This window comes from Lacisediminimonas profundi (assembly GCF_008831265.1).
GTDB classification, from domain to species: domain Bacteria; phylum Pseudomonadota; class Gammaproteobacteria; order Burkholderiales; family Burkholderiaceae_D; genus Lacisediminimonas; species Lacisediminimonas profundi.
This window is the reverse complement of the sequence record NZ_VTTH01000001.1, coordinates 22,733-37,669: the sequence shown is the minus strand read 5'-3', so window position 1 is coordinate 37,669 and position 14,937 is coordinate 22,733. Positions and strand designations below refer to the sequence as shown.

Below are 14,937 nucleotides of genomic sequence, written 5' to 3'. Positions count from 1 at the left end.
CCGGCCGCGAAGTATAATCTTTTTCCATATACAGAATCCGATGTTCCATTATATGGAACGATGAAATCGACTTCGCATCATCAATGACAAACCCCGGCAACAGTGGTCTGGCGGCTTTTCGCCCTGCAAACCTTACATTATCCGCTCGCCGCCTCTGGCCGGGCATCGCACTATCACTGGTGGTCGCGCTGGCGGCATCCTTTGTCTCGGCCACCTATGGCGGCCCGCTGCTCTTGTACGCATTGTGCCTGGGCATGGCCTTTCACTTCCTGCATGAGCACGCGAGCTGCAATCCGGGCATCGATTTCTGCAGCAAGGCTGTACTGCGGTTTGGCGTTGCACTGCTCGGCGCGCGCATCACCTTCTCCGAGGTTGCATCGCTCGGCATTGCGCCGGTTGCGATTGCCGTCGGCGGCCTGCTGACCACGCTGCTGATGGGATGGGCGCTGTCGCGCTGGTTGCGCCGGCCTGCGGCGGAGGGCGTGCTGTCCGGGGGCGCCGTGGCAATTTGCGGCGCCTCGGCCGCGCTGGCGATTTCGGCGGTCCTGCCGCAAACCCGCGAGAATGAAAAATTCACGCTGATGACCGTGGTCGGCGTCACCGGCCTTTCCACTATCGCCATGCTGGCGTATCCGGTAATTGCAAGACTGCTCGGACTCGACGATACCGCGGCCGGCATTTTCATCGGCGCTACCATCCACGACGTGGCCCAGGTGGTCGGTGCCGGCTACCTGATTTCCCCCCATGCCGGCGACGTCGCGACCTTCGTCAAGCTGACCCGCGTCGCCTGCCTGGTGCCGGTCGTGATCGCGCTGACGATCATGTTCCAGACGCGCCCGAAGGAAGGCACCACCACCTGGCAGCGCATGCCGCGCCTGCCGTGGTTCCTGGTGGCCTTTGTCTGGCTGATGATTGCCAACAGCCTGGGTTACATTCCCGCAGAGGCGACCGGCGCCATCAGCAACGCCTCGCGGGCCTGCCTGGTATGCGCGATTGCCGCGCTCGGCATCAAGAGTTCGTTCCAGTCCTTTGCTGCGCTCGGCTGGCGTCCGGTGATCATGCTGGTCGCGGAAACCGTATGGATCGCGCTGTTCGTGCTGGCCGCGCTCACCCTGACTTCCTGACGCAGCAACCAGGCTGCCAGCCTGCTACGGCGCGCCGGACAGGCTGGCGGACACGGCCCGCGCGGCAGCCACCACCAGACCGGCAAATATCCGGCGCTGCGCCTGTTTGAAGCGGTCGGCCGGCCCCGACAAGCCGATCGCAGCAATGACATTCCCCGTTGCATCGCGCACAGGCGCGGCGACGCCATGCACCGAATCCCGCCATTCACCGCAATTGACTGCATATCCGCACTCCCGGACATGCAGCATCTCCTTCATGAATTTCGCAGGGTCAGTGATGGTGGCCGGTGTCACTCTCGCCAGATGGGTGGCACGCCGCTCCAGATCCTCATCCGGCTGGAACGCCAGCATGGCCTTGCCGGTCGCCACGCAGTGCGCCAGCGCGCGGCCACCGATTTCCGTATACGCCCGGATCGGATTGTCGCTGTCGAGCTTGTGCACGTACACCACTTCGTCGCCATCCAGCACCGACAGGTGCACCGTTTCACCGGCCTGTTCCAGCAAGCGTTGCATGGCAGGTTGCGCATGCTGCTTCAGGTCCAGCCGCGACAGGACCGCCGAGCCCAGTTCCCATAGCTTGATCGACGGGCTGTAGGTGCGCGCAGTCTCATCGCGTATGACATAGCGCATCGCGACCAGCGCCTGCAGCACGCGGTGCACATTGCTCTTGGCCAGCCCGGTCTGCCCGGCAATTTCGGTAATGCCCAGCGGGCGCGGATGATAGGCCAGCAGTTCGAGTACTTCGAGGCCTTTGAGCAGGGTGTTGTTCATCCGGGGGTGGGCCTTGTTGTTCTGGAATATGGAACAATTGTACCTTCGTCCTTGCGTATCCATGACCCGCACCGGGCTATTTGTCTGGCGAAGTCGCCAACGCTGCCTATACTGGAATAACGACTTGCTCCCCTGATGGAGGCATCATGCGACATCGTCTCTTCTATGTATTTCCGGACATCGCCAGCGCCCGCCGTGCGCTGGATGAACTGCTGCTCGGCCGGATAGAAATTCGCCACATCCGCTTCATGACTGGCGGCACGCCATTGCCCGACGACATGCCGGAGGCGAGCATCCTGCAAAAGACCGACATCGTCAGCGGCGCGGAACAAGGCATGGCTGTCGGCGCGGCATTGGGTCTGGTGCTTGGCGCTGTGATCGTCTGGTATTTCGATCTCGGCACTACCTCCGCACGCGCAACTGCCATGGTACTGGCGGGATTTGCGGGACTGTTGTTCGGCGGATGGGCAGCAAGCTTGGCTGCCGCTGCCTTGCCCAATTCACGTCTGAAGTCTTTCCACGCAGACCTGGAGCAAGGGAAAATCCTGATGATGGTCGACGTGCCTGCCCGTGAGATAACGCGAATCGAAGCGATGCTCGCCGAGCGGCATCCGGAAATGCGCTTCGGTGGGGAGGACTCGCATATTCCCGTGTTTCCGTAACCTTCGGGACAGCGGGCCGCCCCGCCTTTCGCGGCCATACGAAGCGGACATGAGCGTGCGCAAACCTGTCCACGCACAAGCTACTACTGTGCGTTGATGGATTGCGCATTCACTCGATGAAAATTGACCACCACACGCGCGGCGGCAACAGTTTTGCCGACCGCATCGATGCCGGCGAGCAGCTGGCCGACGAGTTGCTGGAGTATCGCGGCCGCAACCCGCTGATCCTCGCCATTCCCCGTGGCGCGCTGCCGATCGGCAAGGTCTTGGCCGATCGTCTCGACGGCGACCTCGATGTGGTGCTGGTGCACAAGCTCAGCCTGCCGTTCGACCCGGAATATGCAATCGGCGCGATCGACGAATCCGGGTGGTCGACCATCTCGTCCGGGTACGAAGACATGGACAAGAAAGGCGGGCCGCTCGAGAAAGTGAAAGCGACGCAGCTGGCGGCGCTGCACAAGCGACGCCAGCAATACACCCCGCTCGGCACGGCGCAGGATCCGCGCGGGCGAATTGCGATAGTGGTTGACGATGGACTGGCCACTGGCGCGACGATGATCGCAGCACTGCATGCGGTGCGCGCCCGGCATCCGGCAGAACTGATCTGCGCCGTACCGGTCGCCGCACCCGACAGCCTGGAGCGGGTGGGGCCGTTGGCCGACAAGGTGGTCTGCCTGCGCACGCCCTACGGCTTCAGCGCAGTCAGCCAGTTCTACCGGAACTTCCAGGCAGTGGAGGATGACGAGGCGGCGGCAATCCTGAAGGATGCGGTTGCGGCGCGTCAGTCACGGCCGCATCCGGAGGGCTGATCATTGCGCATGTCGTTGGGCTTGGTGGTTTGGTAGTTTGGTAGTTTGGTAGTTTGGTAGTTTGGTAGTTTGGTGGTCTTGGGGCTTTCTGGCTTGCGGGTCGTGTGGGTGGGTTTGATGGCTGTGGTTGTGAAGCCGGGAGACACCCCGGCGGGTGTGTCCCTTTCTTTTCAAAAAGAAAGGAACCAAAGAAAACACCGTCAAAACCCACTTGGCCAACGCTCGCCTCGATAGCCAACCAGACGTGGACGCCTGGGCCGAACCATTGCGGCGTTCGCGAGGAAGGTCCTGCCACACGTTCGCTTCTGACCGGGATCAGTCAACCCGCTTCAATGCCGCCGACCGCACACCACCGCTCGTTGACTCTCAATTATTTTCGAAGCCGCTAATTGGCACTTGAGGTCGGGTTGCCAGTGGGGCGCGGCATCCCTGGAATTTTCTGCTGCAATTTGCCTTTCCTTGCCCTTCTTTGAACAGCCCCGTCGCTTGTTTGAAGCTTCGAAAAACATTAAGAGTCAACGGTGCGCTGGGCATCGGTATAAGACACTTCATGGGGTTGGCTGATTAGGTAAGCGGCACACAGCCGAGGGATCATCTCTCGCGAGCGTCGCACTGGATTAGCCCAGACATCCACGTCTGGTTGGCTATCGAGGCGGGCGTTGGCCAAGTGGGTTTTGACGGTGTTTTCTTTGGTTCCTTTCTTTTTAAAAAGAAAGGAACACACCCGCCGGGGTGTCTCCCGGCTTCACAACCACAACCACCAAACCCAGCCACACCAACCGCAAGCCAAAAGCCACCAAACCACAAAACCACCAAACCACTCACCCACGGACATGGGCAATGATCAGATCCGGCCTCCGGCGCCGCCGCTACCCCCTGCCGATCGGCCGCTGCTCAAGCACCATCCGCCAGATCTTCCTCCAGGTCCGCCAGTCATGTCCCCCTGGAATGGCAAATACCCGATCGGGTGGCAAGCTCGCAGCCAGCAAGGAATTTTCCTTGGCAAACTTGTCGCCGGTGCCATATCCCAGATAGATCGAAGGCCTGGATTCGTTGTGCGCCAGATGCTGCTTGAGCCATTGCCAGAGCACACGGGGAAAGTCGTGGCTGGCCGCCGGGTCGGCATTCCAGCCCGTCATGCCTCCGGCCTCCTCTATCTCGCGCGCCAGCGACTTCTCCCCGAGGTAGGGGGCCATCAACACCAGGCCGCTGATGCGGGCATGGTGGTGCGCGGCGTAGCAGGCGGCGCCGAAGCCGCCGAGAGAAACACCGACCAGCCAGATGTCGTGATACCCCGCTTCGTGCGCCGCCGCCAGCACGTCTTCAGTGATGCGTTCAAACAGCGCCCGCGTGGCGTAATAGCCGAAATGCGCGTCGACCGCGATCGCATCCGCCGGTACGCCATGTTGATGCAAATCCCTGATGAATCCGCGCCTCTCGAAATCCTCGGCAAGATCGCCAATGCCGGGCAGGAACACTATCAACGCCTTGCTGCCGACGCGGCCGCGATACTCGACCTTCAGCAGCGGCCCGGCATCGCCGAGCAAGGGATCGCGTCCGGGACGCAGCAGCGACAGCCTTGCGCGCAGGCCCCGGTTCAGTCTTCGGAGACGATAGGAAAGCTCGGGAATCATGATTGCTGGATGTAATTTTTCTGCTGGCGCTACGCTCGATGCTGGTGCTTGCGCCAATCGGACGACAGCGTCATGGTTGCGCCTGCGAGGCTGCGAACGCCTTGAGATCAGTCAACGAGCCTGATCGTCAATGGAGTCTAGTGAAACAAGAACATCAGGCCGCGGTCACGCCGGAAAGATAAAAAGCAACAGTGCCGACATCTCCAGACACCAGGCAGGCGCAGTCCCCCGGTGCAACATCGCCCCCGGGAAAGACCGGACACGTCCTTTATGGATGCTACGCATGGGTCGCGTTCGTCGCGTTCGTTCTCATCTTCCTGGTTCTCGCCGCACCATTCCCGCGGCCCCGGATGGCGCGGCGGATTGCCAAGCGCATAAGCCGGCTGCTATTCCGGCTGTCCGGGATCCGCATCAGCGCACTCGGGCTGGACCGGCTGCCGCAATCGCCGCACATACTGGTGCTCAATCATTCGAGCTTCCTGGACGGCATCGTGCTCTCCGCATTGCTGCCCGCATCGCCCGGGTACACATTCACGGCGCGGCGGGAATTGCGCAGGCAGCGCCTTCTGTGCCCGCTGGTGAACAAGGTGAATACACTGATGCTGCTACCGCCGGGCTCGCCCCCCAGCGCCAATATCGAACTGATGAAGGGCGCGCTGCGCCGGGGCGAGAGCCTGATCCTGTTTCCCGAAGGCAGATACAAGCGCGAACCGGGCTTGCTGCGCTTCCACTCCGGCGCCTTCGTGCTCGCCGCGGCAACTGGCGTACCGGTGGTGTGCGCCGGCCTGCGCGGCACGCGAACTGCATTGCCGCTCGGCAGCTGGCTGCTGCGCCGGGCGCCGCTGACACTGGAGATCGGGCCGGCACTCCGGGCCTCGGAAAAAGATCCGGACCCCGCACTCACGCTGCGCCAGGCTGCGCGCGCGGCCATACTGTCGCTGTGCGGCGAGGGCGAGGGCGAGGTCGACCTTCGGCCCGACCCGGTGCAGCAAGGCGAAGTCCGTAACCATGACTCCGAGGGTGGCGCGCCGAATGCGCCGCCGCCAGCGCCAGGTAGTCCAGGGCACGCAAGCGCCAGCGCTTCTGATACCGATATCGCGCTTCATCCAGATGCGCGAGCGCCAGGCGGGCGCGGGTGCAGGCACGGCATGCCTGGTAAAAGTTGAGCAGTTGCTGCGATATCGCGTCATGCCGCGCTCGCAAGTAGCCATGCAGCAAGCGCCGTGCAGCCGAACGAGCGCCGAATCGCTCGCACTCGAGCGCCAGGAAGCCGGCCTCATCGGCGCCGTCCTGGGTTCTCAGTACCTGCGAAAAATCCAGGCAATCGATGATCTCGATCGGCTCCGTCAGATAGACATGCTCGGCCCGCAGGTCGCCGTGACCTTCGATCACATGCCCGTCCCGCACGCGCCCGGCAAGCTGCGGCGACAGCCGCCGTGCCTCCCCGTGCAGCAAGCAGAACAGATGCTCGACCGCTGCCCGCGGCAACCGGTAGTGCAAGTGCAGCAGCGCCTTGCGATCGGCCTTGATCGATCGCAGCAAGCGCGACCGGTACACCGCCGGCGCCAGCGCGATCGGCTGGCATCTCGCGTGAAAATCGGCGATCGTGCGACCCAAGCCATCCATTTCGCGCGGCGACACTCCGGTACTGCGCAACAGGGCTTCCAGGCTGCGTTCATCAGGCAGGCGCCGCATGTGCAACAGCCAGTCCGCAGGCTCGCCCTCCGGTGCCAGCTGCAGCTCGCCATGCGGTGAACGAAAAAGCGGCACCACACCCAGATACACCGACGGCGAAAGCCGCTGGTTCAGGCGCAGTTCCTCTTCGCACAGGCGCCGCCCTGGATCTTGCGCGATCTCGCTCGGCAATGCCAGCGGCGGAATCTTCTTCCGTTTCCATGCGCTGCGGGCAGTCAGGAACACCCAGGAAGCATGCGTCTCGACCATCCGGACGTCCAGGCTCCCGTCATGCAGGGCCAGCAACTGGCCCAAGCCAGCAACCTCCCCTTGTCGCTGGCGTTTTTCTCTCAATCGACCTCTGCAAGAGTGGCGCTCAGCGCGCCCAGCCCGGTCATTTCCCTGATGGCCGCCGGCCCTTGCACGGACGGATCCACCGCCCGCACCGCATCCACCAGCAACACCGTCGCGAATCCGTGCGACAAGGCATCCCTGACCGTATTCAGGACGCAATAGTCCGTCGCCAGTCCGCCCACAAACACCCGACTTATCCCTTCGGCCTGCAGCTTCGGCCCGAGGCCGGTGCCGGCAAACGCGGAGTAAGCATCAAGCCCGCTTTGCGCCGCCTTATGCTCCACCAGCGCCGTCGGCGGCAGCGCCAGGCCCGCAGCAAAACCGGCTCCGGCACTGCCGGCAATGCAATGCGGCGGCCACGGGCCGCCCTGGGCGACGAAGGAGCAATGATCGGGCGGGTGCCAGTCTGCCGATGCAATCACCGGGCGGCCCTTTTCCGTAAAGCGCCGGATGTATTGGTTGAGCACAGGAATGATCTCGTCCCCGCCGGCAACCGCAAGCGCGCCGCCGGGAAGGAAGTCGTTCTGCACATCGACCAGCAGCAAGGCATCGCCGGCGGCGATAGTGAAACGCAGCATGAACAGGTACCGCCAATGTGAACGTGACGCTGTGAAGCGTGAGCCGTTGAACGTGAAGGTGGCGCATCAACTTCCGCCATCCATCACATTCCATAGCATCGGAAAAGCCGGCGCGTGATCCATGTCAAATGCCCGTTCGGCTCTTGGCCGATGATTGTTGCAACAGGCACTTGGGGCAGCATGCAATGCATTTCATGTCCCGCAATCCTGCAAACAAGCCGGCTGGCGCCGCTCAGTTGGAAGCGGTGCAATACACCATCGACGGACTTGCACTCCGGACACGCCACCGCGCCAAACGCGATCCCCATGCAAAAACCGACCATCGCCACCGCATACGACCAGGCCACCGGCCCGGCCCTGTTCGCGCTTTCGCACGGCCGGGCCTACGGCGAACGGGTAGCTGACCGGCTTGGGATGGACCTGCTTCCTGTCGAGGAGCGGGAGTTCGAAGATGGCGAGCACAAATCCCGTCCCCTCGTCAGCGTGCGCGGCCGCGATGTCTACGTGCTGCAATCCCTGCATGCCGAGTTCGAACACAGTGTCAACGACAAACTGTGCCGGCTGCTGTTTTTCATTGGCGCACTCAAGGATGCCGCAGCGGCCAGGGTAACAGCGGTCATTCCTTATCTTGCCTACGCGCGCAAGGACCAGAAGAGCAAGTCACGCGACCCGGTCACGACCCGCTATGTGGCAGCCCTGCTGGAATCGGTCGGCACCGACGTCGTGCTGACCATCGACGTGCATAACCTGGCCGCCTACCAGAATGCGTTTCGCTGCCGCACGGAACATCTTTCCGCAGCACCGCTGCTGGTCGCCGCGCTGGCGCCGCTGTTGACGCAACGGGAGGTGATGGTGCTCGCGCCCGACACCGGCGCAGTAAAGCGCGTGGACCGCTTCCGCCAACTCCTTTCTGCCGCCATCGGCCGCGAAGCCGGCATCGGATTCATGGAGAAGTACCGGAGTGAAGGCCGGCTCGGCGGCGGCCAACTGGTCGGCGACGCCGAAGGGCGGGACGTGATCGTGCTGGACGACCTGATCAGCACCGGCAGCACCATCGCACGCGCAGCAAGCGCTGCCAGCAAACACGGCGCTGCCAGGGTAATTGCCGCCGCCACCCACGGCGTATTCCAGAGCGCGGCATCCCATGTGCTGGATCTGCCCGGACTGGAGCGCATCCTGGTCTGCGACACCGTGCCGCCGCTGAGGCTGGACCAGGGCGCGGTGCGGCACATGCTGATGGTGGTCGATTCGACGCAACTGGTCGCCGAAGCAATTGGCCGGATGCACGGTGGTGGCTCGCTGGTGGAATTGAACGAACTGGCGTGGCCCGTGCCGGACAACAGCGGCTCCGGGGATGACGACAGGTACAAGGACAGTCAGGACCAGGTGCCCTGAGCAGCAATCAAATGAGCAGTAATCATTTGGGCAGGAACACAGGACAACAATTACACAGGAGGAATTGTCATGCCAATCAGCGAATGCTGCAGCCGCAACGTGGTGTCCTGCAACAGCGATACGACCCTGGAGCAAGCGGCGGCCCTGATGCGCAAGCATCACATAGGGGATCTGGTGGTGCTGGACCGCAGCAGCAAGCCCGAGCAGCCCGTCGGCATGCTGACCGACCGCGACATCGTGATTGAAACGGTCGCCGTCGGCCTGGACGCTGCCACCTTTACCGCAGGGGATGTGATGAGCACGCCGCTGACCACGGTGACGGAGAACACCGGCTTCGTCGAGGCCCTTCGGGTCATGCGCTCGCGCGGGGTGCGACGCTTGCCCGTGGTGAATGCAGGCGGATCCTTGGTCGGCGTGGTCTCGGCGGACGACATACTGCTGATCCTGGCGACTGAAATTTCACTGCTGGCGCGTGCTGCCAGCGAGCAACGCGATCACGAAAAACAAACTCGGAAATAAGCGCGAGGAAGGCGCTTTCTTGACGCCGGTCAAGCGCATTGCCAAGCTGCCACCTGGCATGGAACGCTGTTGAATGCGAGGACTCAATGGAACAAAAGGATCAAGGGCAGGACCAACTGCAGGCTCGGCTGGCGCAGGCAGAAGCCTTGTTGAAAGCCAGCCGGATGCAGGGCCAGCATCCGGCGATCCTGCAGAAGCTGGAAAAAATACGCAACTACTTCGAAGATGAATTGTGCGCATGTGCCGGGCATGTGAAAAGCGCCGGAATCGTTCATGGTCATGAAAGGGATACGTCACCCCGCAGTTGACGAAACGTAATCGCAATCGCAAGAGAGGAAACAGCATGTCAAATTTAACTCGCTTCAATCCATTCAGCGACATCATGCGCGCCGCGCCATTTGGCCGGCTGGACGAGTTTTTCGAAGACCTTGACCGGTTTCCGATGCTCAAGTCGCTGGAGGCGGCGCCACGCATAAAAATGGACGTGGTCGAGGGCGAAAACGCTTACACCGTGCACGCCGAAATCCCGGGCGCGAAGAAGGAAGATATCAAGGTGTCGATCGAAGGGCACATGGTGACGATCTCGGCCGAGGTCAAGAAGGTGAAGGAACACAAGGAGGGCGACCGGGTAGTGCAGTCCGAACGTTATTACGGTCGTGAATCGCGGTCCTTCTCGCTGGGACAGGATATCGACGAGGACAAGGCAAACGCGCATTACGACAATGGCGTGCTGGAACTGACCCTGCCGGTGCGCGCCGGCTCGCGTGCGGGCAAGACGCTGGCCATCCAGTAAAGCGGCAATCCCGGGGCATCAGCTGCGCAGCACCGCCAGGCACTGATCGGCAGCAAGGGGCCGGGCAAAGTAGTAGCCCTGCCCCTGGTCGCAATGGTTTTCCATCAGGAAGGCCCGCTCGGCGCTCCCTTCAATTCCCTCGGCAATTATTTTCATCCCCAGCGAGTGCCCCATCGCAATGATCGCGCTGGTGATTGCGGCATTGTCCTTGTCGTCCGGAATGCCGTGGACAAAGCTGCGGTCGATCTTCAGGGTATCGACCGGAAGGTGCTTGAGGGAACTGAGCGACGAGTAGCCAGTGCCAAAGTCATCCACGGCAATCCTGATGCCGCGCTCGTGGAAGACTTCCAGCGCCTTAACGATCTCGGGCGCGACCTGCAAGGCAGTCTCGGTCACTTCGAGTTCAAGGCCGAAACCGTCCGCGCGGGGAAGCATATCGAACTCGCGGCACACCTTGTCGACGAAGCCGTCGTGCCGCAACTGGCGCACCGACAGGTTCAATGCCATGTTGATGCCACCCAGGCCCAGTGATTGCCATTGCCGCAGCACCCGGCAAGCTTCCTTCAGCACCCATTCTCCGATGCCATTGATAAGCCCGGTCTCTTCGGCCACTTGAATGAATTCGGACGGCAGCCACGCAGCATCTCCTTCGCGCTTCCAGCGAATCAGCGCTTCAACCCCGACGGCGCGTCCGCTCTCCAGGTGAAACTGGGGTTGATACACCAACTCGAAGTCGCCCTGCTCCAGCGCCCTCCTGAGACCGTTTTCCGTGCCGAAAAACTGGTTGGCCTTTTCCGTCATCCCCGCCGTATAGAAGCGCGACAGGTTGCGCCCGCCTTCCTTGGCATCGTACATCGCCATGTCGGCAGCCTTGATCAGCGCTTCCGGTTCCACTGCGTCGTCCGGACAGACGGCAACGCCGATGCTGGTGGAGATCGTCAACAGGTGGCCGGCAACGGTCACAGGCCGCGACACGCTCGCCACCAGCTTTTGCGCCAGCCGCGTCAGGTCCCATAAGTCCGGCACATCCACGACCAGGATGGCGAATTCGTCACCGCCCAGCCGTGCCACCGTATCCTCGCTGCGCACCGATTGCTGCAAGCGAGCTGCAATTGCGCGCAGCAGTTCGTCCCCCGCCGGGTGCCCGAGCGTGTCGTTGATGACCTTGAACCGGTCCAGGTCCAGCATCATCAGGCCGAGCTGGCTACCGTGCCTGAGCGAGTGTTCGACCGCCTGTTTCACCCGATCGGCGAACAAGCTGCGGTTCGGCAAGCCGGTGAGCGCGTCCCGATAGGCCAGGCGCACCAATTCGTCCTGTGTCTGCTTGAGGCTGCTGATGTCCGAAAACACGGCAATGTATTCGCTCACCTTCCCGGTCTGGTCGCGCACCACGCTGATGCTCTGCCACAACGGGATCATCTTGCCATCCATGGTCCGGTCCCATACCTCGCCCTGCCAGCTTCCTTTGCGCATCAGGCCGTCCCACATATCCTGGTAAAAACTGCGGCCGTGGCGGCCGGAACTGAACATGCGGGGCGTCTTGCCGATGACATCTTCCGGCTGGTAGCCGGTGATGTGGACGAAGGCCTTGTTAACCGCCGTGATATGTCCGGTGCTGTCGGCAATGATGATGCCGTCACTGGTATGCTCGAAGACCTCGGCAGAACGGCGCAATTGCTGCTGCGCGGCACGCAATTCGGTCATGTCGAACATCGATGAACGGCTCATCACGAAGCGGCCGTGGCCGTCAAATACCGCGCTTGCATTGACCAGGGCATACAGCACCGAACCATCTTTTCGGAGAAACTCCATCTCCAGGTCGCGCAAGCTGCCGGATTGCATGAAGGAGTCGTAGTTCCTGGCGAACACGTCCTTGCCGGAAAGGGAAAGAAATTCCGAGATATGCCGCCCCAGCAATTCCTTCTCTTCATACCCCAGCCAAGCCAGCTCGGTCCGGTTCACCCGCACGAAGCACCCCCCGGCATCGAGCGAGTGGTAACCGCAAGGCGCATTGTCGAACAGGTCCTGCACTTCGCGGGCATATTGCTCCAGCGCCCGCTGGGCGCGCTTGCGGCCGGTGATGTCGCGCACGATTGCCATCCAGCGGCCATCAGGCAGAATGCTGATCCTGACCTCGACCGGCAGGCTGGCGCGGGTACTGGTATGCAGGCCACCTTCCCAAGCAAACGGCGTTCCCGGCCGCGCGTTGGCAGGCATGCCACCTCCAGTGCGCTCATCACGCAGGAACTCGGTGTAGGAGCGGCCGAGCAGCGCCGAGCGCTCCTCGCCCAGCAAGGAGCAGGCCGCGGCGTTGACATCGGTGATATTGCCCTTGCCGTCGGTGATCACAATCGGATCGGCGGCGTTGGTGAAAAGTTGTTGCAGGCGGCTCTCGCTTTCAGTCAGCGCTTGCACCGTCACATGGTACCCGGTCAGATCCTGCACCATGCCCAGCACGACCGATGGCGATCCATCCTCCTGCCACGCATACACTTCACCGCGTCCTGCGAGCGTACGTGGACGGTCCCGGGGGCCGGTATGAAAACTGGCCTCATAAACGTCCGTTTCACCCCTTGCAACCCGGTCCAGCTGGATCCGGACCCTGGCGGCATCCTCGGGATGAATGGCTGAAACAAAACGCTCCATCGGCACCCGCCCAGCCTGCGGCTGCAGGTCGAACATCCGGTACACCTCTTCTCCGGCTTCCACCTCGCCGGTCGCCACATACCAGTTCCAGGCGCCCATCAGCGGCGTCAACTCGCTGCTGGCAAGCGAGGCCGCAATCCGGCCCAGCGTTTCCTGCAAGCGCCAGCGCTCGTCAAGAAGTTCGCTCTCGCGAATCTTCAACTGCGCCAGTTCTTTCTGCAGCCGGACAACGTCGCTGTCCCCGTTGGAAGAAGTTTTCGGTGCATTCGTTTTCTGCGGATGACTACGGGCTCTGGATCGGGGCATGAAGGATGGGCCCTCAGTGGCACATCCGCTATCGTGACGCGAACAGGCCGGATTCACTTGATCCATGTCAGGTGCTTCCCACCCGGCCCTGAAGCGACAGTATTTTTTTCCGGCGCGCACCGTCCTTGGGAGCGTCGCCACTCCCGGCCCCGAAGATTCAGCCGGCCTTGATCCAGTGCAAAAAGAAAAAGTCGTTCGAGGCTAATCTGGCGGCACCTGCACGGAGGCCGCCATGCAACCTGATCGTCAGGATGCCCTGCTCACCGACCTGTACGAACTGACCATGATGCAGGCCTGCTTCCGCAGCGGCATGGACGGCACGGCGGCCTTCGAATTCTTTGTCCGAAAGCTCCCGCCCAAGCGCAACTTCCTGGTCGCGGCCGGGCTGGAGCCGGTGCTGGACTATTTGCGCGACTTGCACTTTTCCGAAACTGACCTGGAATGGCTGTCGTCCACCGGTTTGTTCAGCCGCGAGTTCATTGCTTCGCTGCGCGAGCTGCGTTTCACCGGCGAGGTGTGGGCAGTGCCGGAAGGAACGCTCATCTTTCCCGACCAGCCGCTGCTGCGCATCGTCGCCCCGCTGCGCCAGGCGCAACTGGTGGAAAGCAGGGTGATCAACCTGCTGCACTACAGCACATTGTGCGCATCAAAGGCCGCGCGTTGCGTGCTCGCGGCAGGGTGCAAGCATCTGGTCGACTTCGGGCTGCGGCGCGCCCATGGCGCGGAAGCAGGCATGTTGTCGGCGCGCGCAAGTTACCTGGCCGGCTTTGCCGCCACTGCCACCACGCTTGCCGGGCGCCGCTACGGCATCCCGGTCTCGGGCACGATGGCACATTCATTCGTGCAAGCGCATGAGCACGAGGCCGAGGCCTTCCTGTCGATGGTGGAATCGAGCCCGGCCGGCACCACTCTCCTGATCGACACCTATGACACAGCCAATGGCGCGCGCCAGGTGGTGGAACTGGCCCGCTGGCTGCAAAGGAGCGGACGCGGCGGCATCAACGCGGTACGCATAGACAGCGGCGACCTGGCGGCACAGGCACGCATGGTGCGCGAGCTGCTGGACAGCGGCGGCTGCAGCAACGTGAAGATCGTGGTCAGCGGCAATCTTGATGAATACCAGCTGCAGAACCTGGTGGAAAGCGGGGCGCCGATCGACAGTTTCGGCGTCGGTACCCGCATGAACACCTCGGCCGATGCGCCCTACCTGGACTGCGCCTACAAGCTGGTCGAATATGCTGGCCAGGCCCGCCGCAAGACCTCGGCCGGCAAGGCACTGCTGCCGGGCCGGAAACAGGTATGGCGCCAGTTCGACCAGCACCATGCGATGCGCGAGGACATCCTGGCACTGCACGACGAACCCGGCGTCGGCACACCGCTGCTGGAAATGGTGATGCATGATGGCGCGGCGCTACTACCCAACCCGCCGCTCACGCAGATACAGGCCTATGTCCGCGGTCAGTTGCAGTCCTTGCCGGCCGCCTTGCGCAGCCTGGCCCCCAGCGCGCCTTATCCCGTCAGTGTGTCAGCAAAACTGGACGCGCTGACCGCCGAGGTCGACCGGCGGCTGCAGGCACGCGCCCAGGAAGACCAGGCGCGCTGGAGCCAGCCTGAGCCGTTCGGCCCTGTACGTGCGCCGGGCGAATGAACCTGCATCAGCGTATTGGCCTGC

At 62.5% G+C, this 14,937-nt stretch carries 13 protein-coding genes and 1 pseudogene; 9 read left to right on the top strand and 5 right to left on the bottom strand.

Going from position 1 to position 14,937, the window contains the following annotated elements; all coding sequences use genetic code 11:
- Nucleotides 1-83: 83 nt before the first annotated feature.
- Entirely contained in the window at nucleotides 84-1,124 is a 1,041-nt protein-coding gene (locus tag FVE66_RS00160) for a YeiH family protein (protein WP_151445376.1), read from the top strand.
- A 24-nt stretch (nucleotides 1,125-1,148) separates the two neighbouring features.
- Here the strand turns inward: FVE66_RS00160 and FVE66_RS00155 are convergent, their stop codons facing one another.
- Entirely contained in the window at nucleotides 1,149-1,895 is a 747-nt protein-coding gene (locus FVE66_RS00155) for an IclR family transcriptional regulator (RefSeq protein WP_151445375.1), read from the bottom strand.
- 146 nt (nucleotides 1,896-2,041) lie between these two features.
- On the opposite strand from FVE66_RS00155, the gene FVE66_RS00150 reads away from it, so the two are divergent.
- Nucleotides 2,042-2,557: a DUF1269 domain-containing protein gene (locus tag FVE66_RS00150; RefSeq protein WP_151445374.1), complete on the top strand. Its 516-nt coding sequence runs from the start codon at nucleotides 2,042-2,044 to the stop codon at nucleotides 2,555-2,557.
- 116 nt (nucleotides 2,558-2,673) lie between these two features.
- The gene (locus FVE66_RS00145) at nucleotides 2,674-3,366 is read left to right on the top strand and encodes a phosphoribosyltransferase (protein WP_151445373.1); all 693 of its coding nucleotides are present in this window, start codon (nucleotides 2,674-2,676) and stop codon (nucleotides 3,364-3,366) included.
- A gap of 869 nt (nucleotides 3,367-4,235) precedes the next feature.
- Here the strand turns inward: FVE66_RS00145 and FVE66_RS00140 are convergent.
- On the bottom strand, nucleotides 4,236-5,000 hold the full coding sequence (locus FVE66_RS00140) for an alpha/beta fold hydrolase (protein ID WP_151445372.1): 765 nt from the start codon (nucleotides 4,998-5,000) through the stop codon (nucleotides 4,236-4,238).
- Between the two features lie 350 nt (nucleotides 5,001-5,350).
- On the opposite strand from FVE66_RS00140, the pseudogene FVE66_RS20635 reads away from it, so the two are divergent.
- Nucleotides 5,351-5,719, top strand: a pseudogene (locus FVE66_RS20635) (lysophospholipid acyltransferase family protein); the annotation flags it as partial.
- Between the two features lie 181 nt (nucleotides 5,720-5,900).
- Here the strand turns inward: FVE66_RS20635 and FVE66_RS20405 are convergent.
- Nucleotides 5,901-7,028 (bottom strand): hypothetical protein, encoded by a 1,128-nt coding sequence (locus FVE66_RS20405; RefSeq protein WP_241672945.1) that lies wholly within the window; start codon nucleotides 7,026-7,028, stop codon nucleotides 5,901-5,903.
- Nucleotides 7,025-7,606 (bottom strand): isochorismatase family protein, encoded by a 582-nt coding sequence (locus tag FVE66_RS00125; RefSeq protein WP_151445369.1) that lies wholly within the window; start codon nucleotides 7,604-7,606, stop codon nucleotides 7,025-7,027. Before FVE66_RS00125 ends, FVE66_RS20405 begins: the two co-directional genes overlap by 4 nt.
- A 306-nt stretch (nucleotides 7,607-7,912) precedes the next feature.
- Between FVE66_RS00125 and FVE66_RS00120 the strand changes: the two genes are divergently transcribed.
- The 4 genes from FVE66_RS00120 (at nucleotide 7,913) to FVE66_RS00105 (ending at nucleotide 10,313) form a co-directional block, all read left to right on the top strand.
- Complete coding sequence (locus FVE66_RS00120) at nucleotides 7,913-9,001, top strand: ribose-phosphate diphosphokinase (protein ID WP_151445368.1); 1,089 nt, start codon at nucleotides 7,913-7,915, stop codon at nucleotides 8,999-9,001.
- Between the two features lie 69 nt (nucleotides 9,002-9,070).
- Nucleotides 9,071-9,520, top strand: a complete 450-nt coding sequence (locus FVE66_RS00115; RefSeq protein WP_151445367.1) for a CBS domain-containing protein — start codon at nucleotides 9,071-9,073, stop codon at nucleotides 9,518-9,520.
- Between the two features lie 86 nt (nucleotides 9,521-9,606).
- Nucleotides 9,607-9,828 carry a hypothetical protein gene (locus FVE66_RS00110; RefSeq protein WP_151445366.1) on the top strand — a complete coding sequence of 74 codons (222 nt, stop codon included), beginning with the start codon at nucleotides 9,607-9,609 and terminating at the stop codon, nucleotides 9,826-9,828.
- Between the two features lie 35 nt (nucleotides 9,829-9,863).
- Entirely contained in the window at nucleotides 9,864-10,313 is a 450-nt protein-coding gene (locus FVE66_RS00105) for an Hsp20/alpha crystallin family protein (protein WP_151445365.1), read from the top strand.
- An 18-nt stretch (nucleotides 10,314-10,331) separates the two neighbouring features.
- Here the strand turns inward: FVE66_RS00105 and FVE66_RS00100 are convergent, their stop codons facing one another.
- Nucleotides 10,332-13,265 carry a sensor domain-containing protein gene (locus FVE66_RS00100; protein WP_161993146.1) on the bottom strand — a complete coding sequence of 978 codons (2,934 nt, stop codon included), beginning with the start codon at nucleotides 13,263-13,265 and terminating at the stop codon, nucleotides 10,332-10,334.
- Between the two features lie 232 nt (nucleotides 13,266-13,497).
- Between FVE66_RS00100 and FVE66_RS00095 the strand changes: the two genes are divergently transcribed.
- Complete coding sequence (locus FVE66_RS00095; RefSeq protein WP_151445363.1) at nucleotides 13,498-14,913, top strand: nicotinate phosphoribosyltransferase; 1,416 nt, start codon at nucleotides 13,498-13,500, stop codon at nucleotides 14,911-14,913.
- Nucleotides 14,914-14,937 lie beyond the last annotated feature (24 nt).

Coding starts and splice junctions, on each gene's coding strand:
- FVE66_RS00110 (WP_151445366.1), top strand. CDS start 9,607: ATGGAACAAAAGGATCAAGGGCAGGACCAACTGCAGGCTCGGCTGGCG.
- FVE66_RS00095 (WP_151445363.1), top strand. CDS start 13,498: ATGCAACCTGATCGTCAGGATGCCCTGCTCACCGACCTGTACGAACTG.
- FVE66_RS00140 (WP_151445372.1), bottom strand. CDS start 5,000: ATGATTCCCGAGCTTTCCTATCGTCTCCGAAGACTGAACCGGGGCCTG.
- FVE66_RS00120 (WP_151445368.1), top strand. CDS start 7,913: ATGCAAAAACCGACCATCGCCACCGCATACGACCAGGCCACCGGCCCG.
- FVE66_RS00150 (WP_151445374.1), top strand. CDS start 2,042: ATGCGACATCGTCTCTTCTATGTATTTCCGGACATCGCCAGCGCCCGC.
- FVE66_RS00105 (WP_151445365.1), top strand. CDS start 9,864: ATGTCAAATTTAACTCGCTTCAATCCATTCAGCGACATCATGCGCGCC.
- FVE66_RS00100 (WP_161993146.1), bottom strand. CDS start 13,265: ATGCCCCGATCCAGAGCCCGTAGTCATCCGCAGAAAACGAATGCACCG.
- FVE66_RS00145 (WP_151445373.1), top strand. CDS start 2,674: ATGAAAATTGACCACCACACGCGCGGCGGCAACAGTTTTGCCGACCGC.
- FVE66_RS00160 (WP_151445376.1), top strand. CDS start 84: ATGACAAACCCCGGCAACAGTGGTCTGGCGGCTTTTCGCCCTGCAAAC.
- FVE66_RS00155 (WP_151445375.1), bottom strand. CDS start 1,895: ATGAACAACACCCTGCTCAAAGGCCTCGAAGTACTCGAACTGCTGGCC.
- FVE66_RS00115 (WP_151445367.1), top strand. CDS start 9,071: ATGCCAATCAGCGAATGCTGCAGCCGCAACGTGGTGTCCTGCAACAGC.
- FVE66_RS00125 (WP_151445369.1), bottom strand. CDS start 7,606: ATGCTGCGTTTCACTATCGCCGCCGGCGATGCCTTGCTGCTGGTCGAT.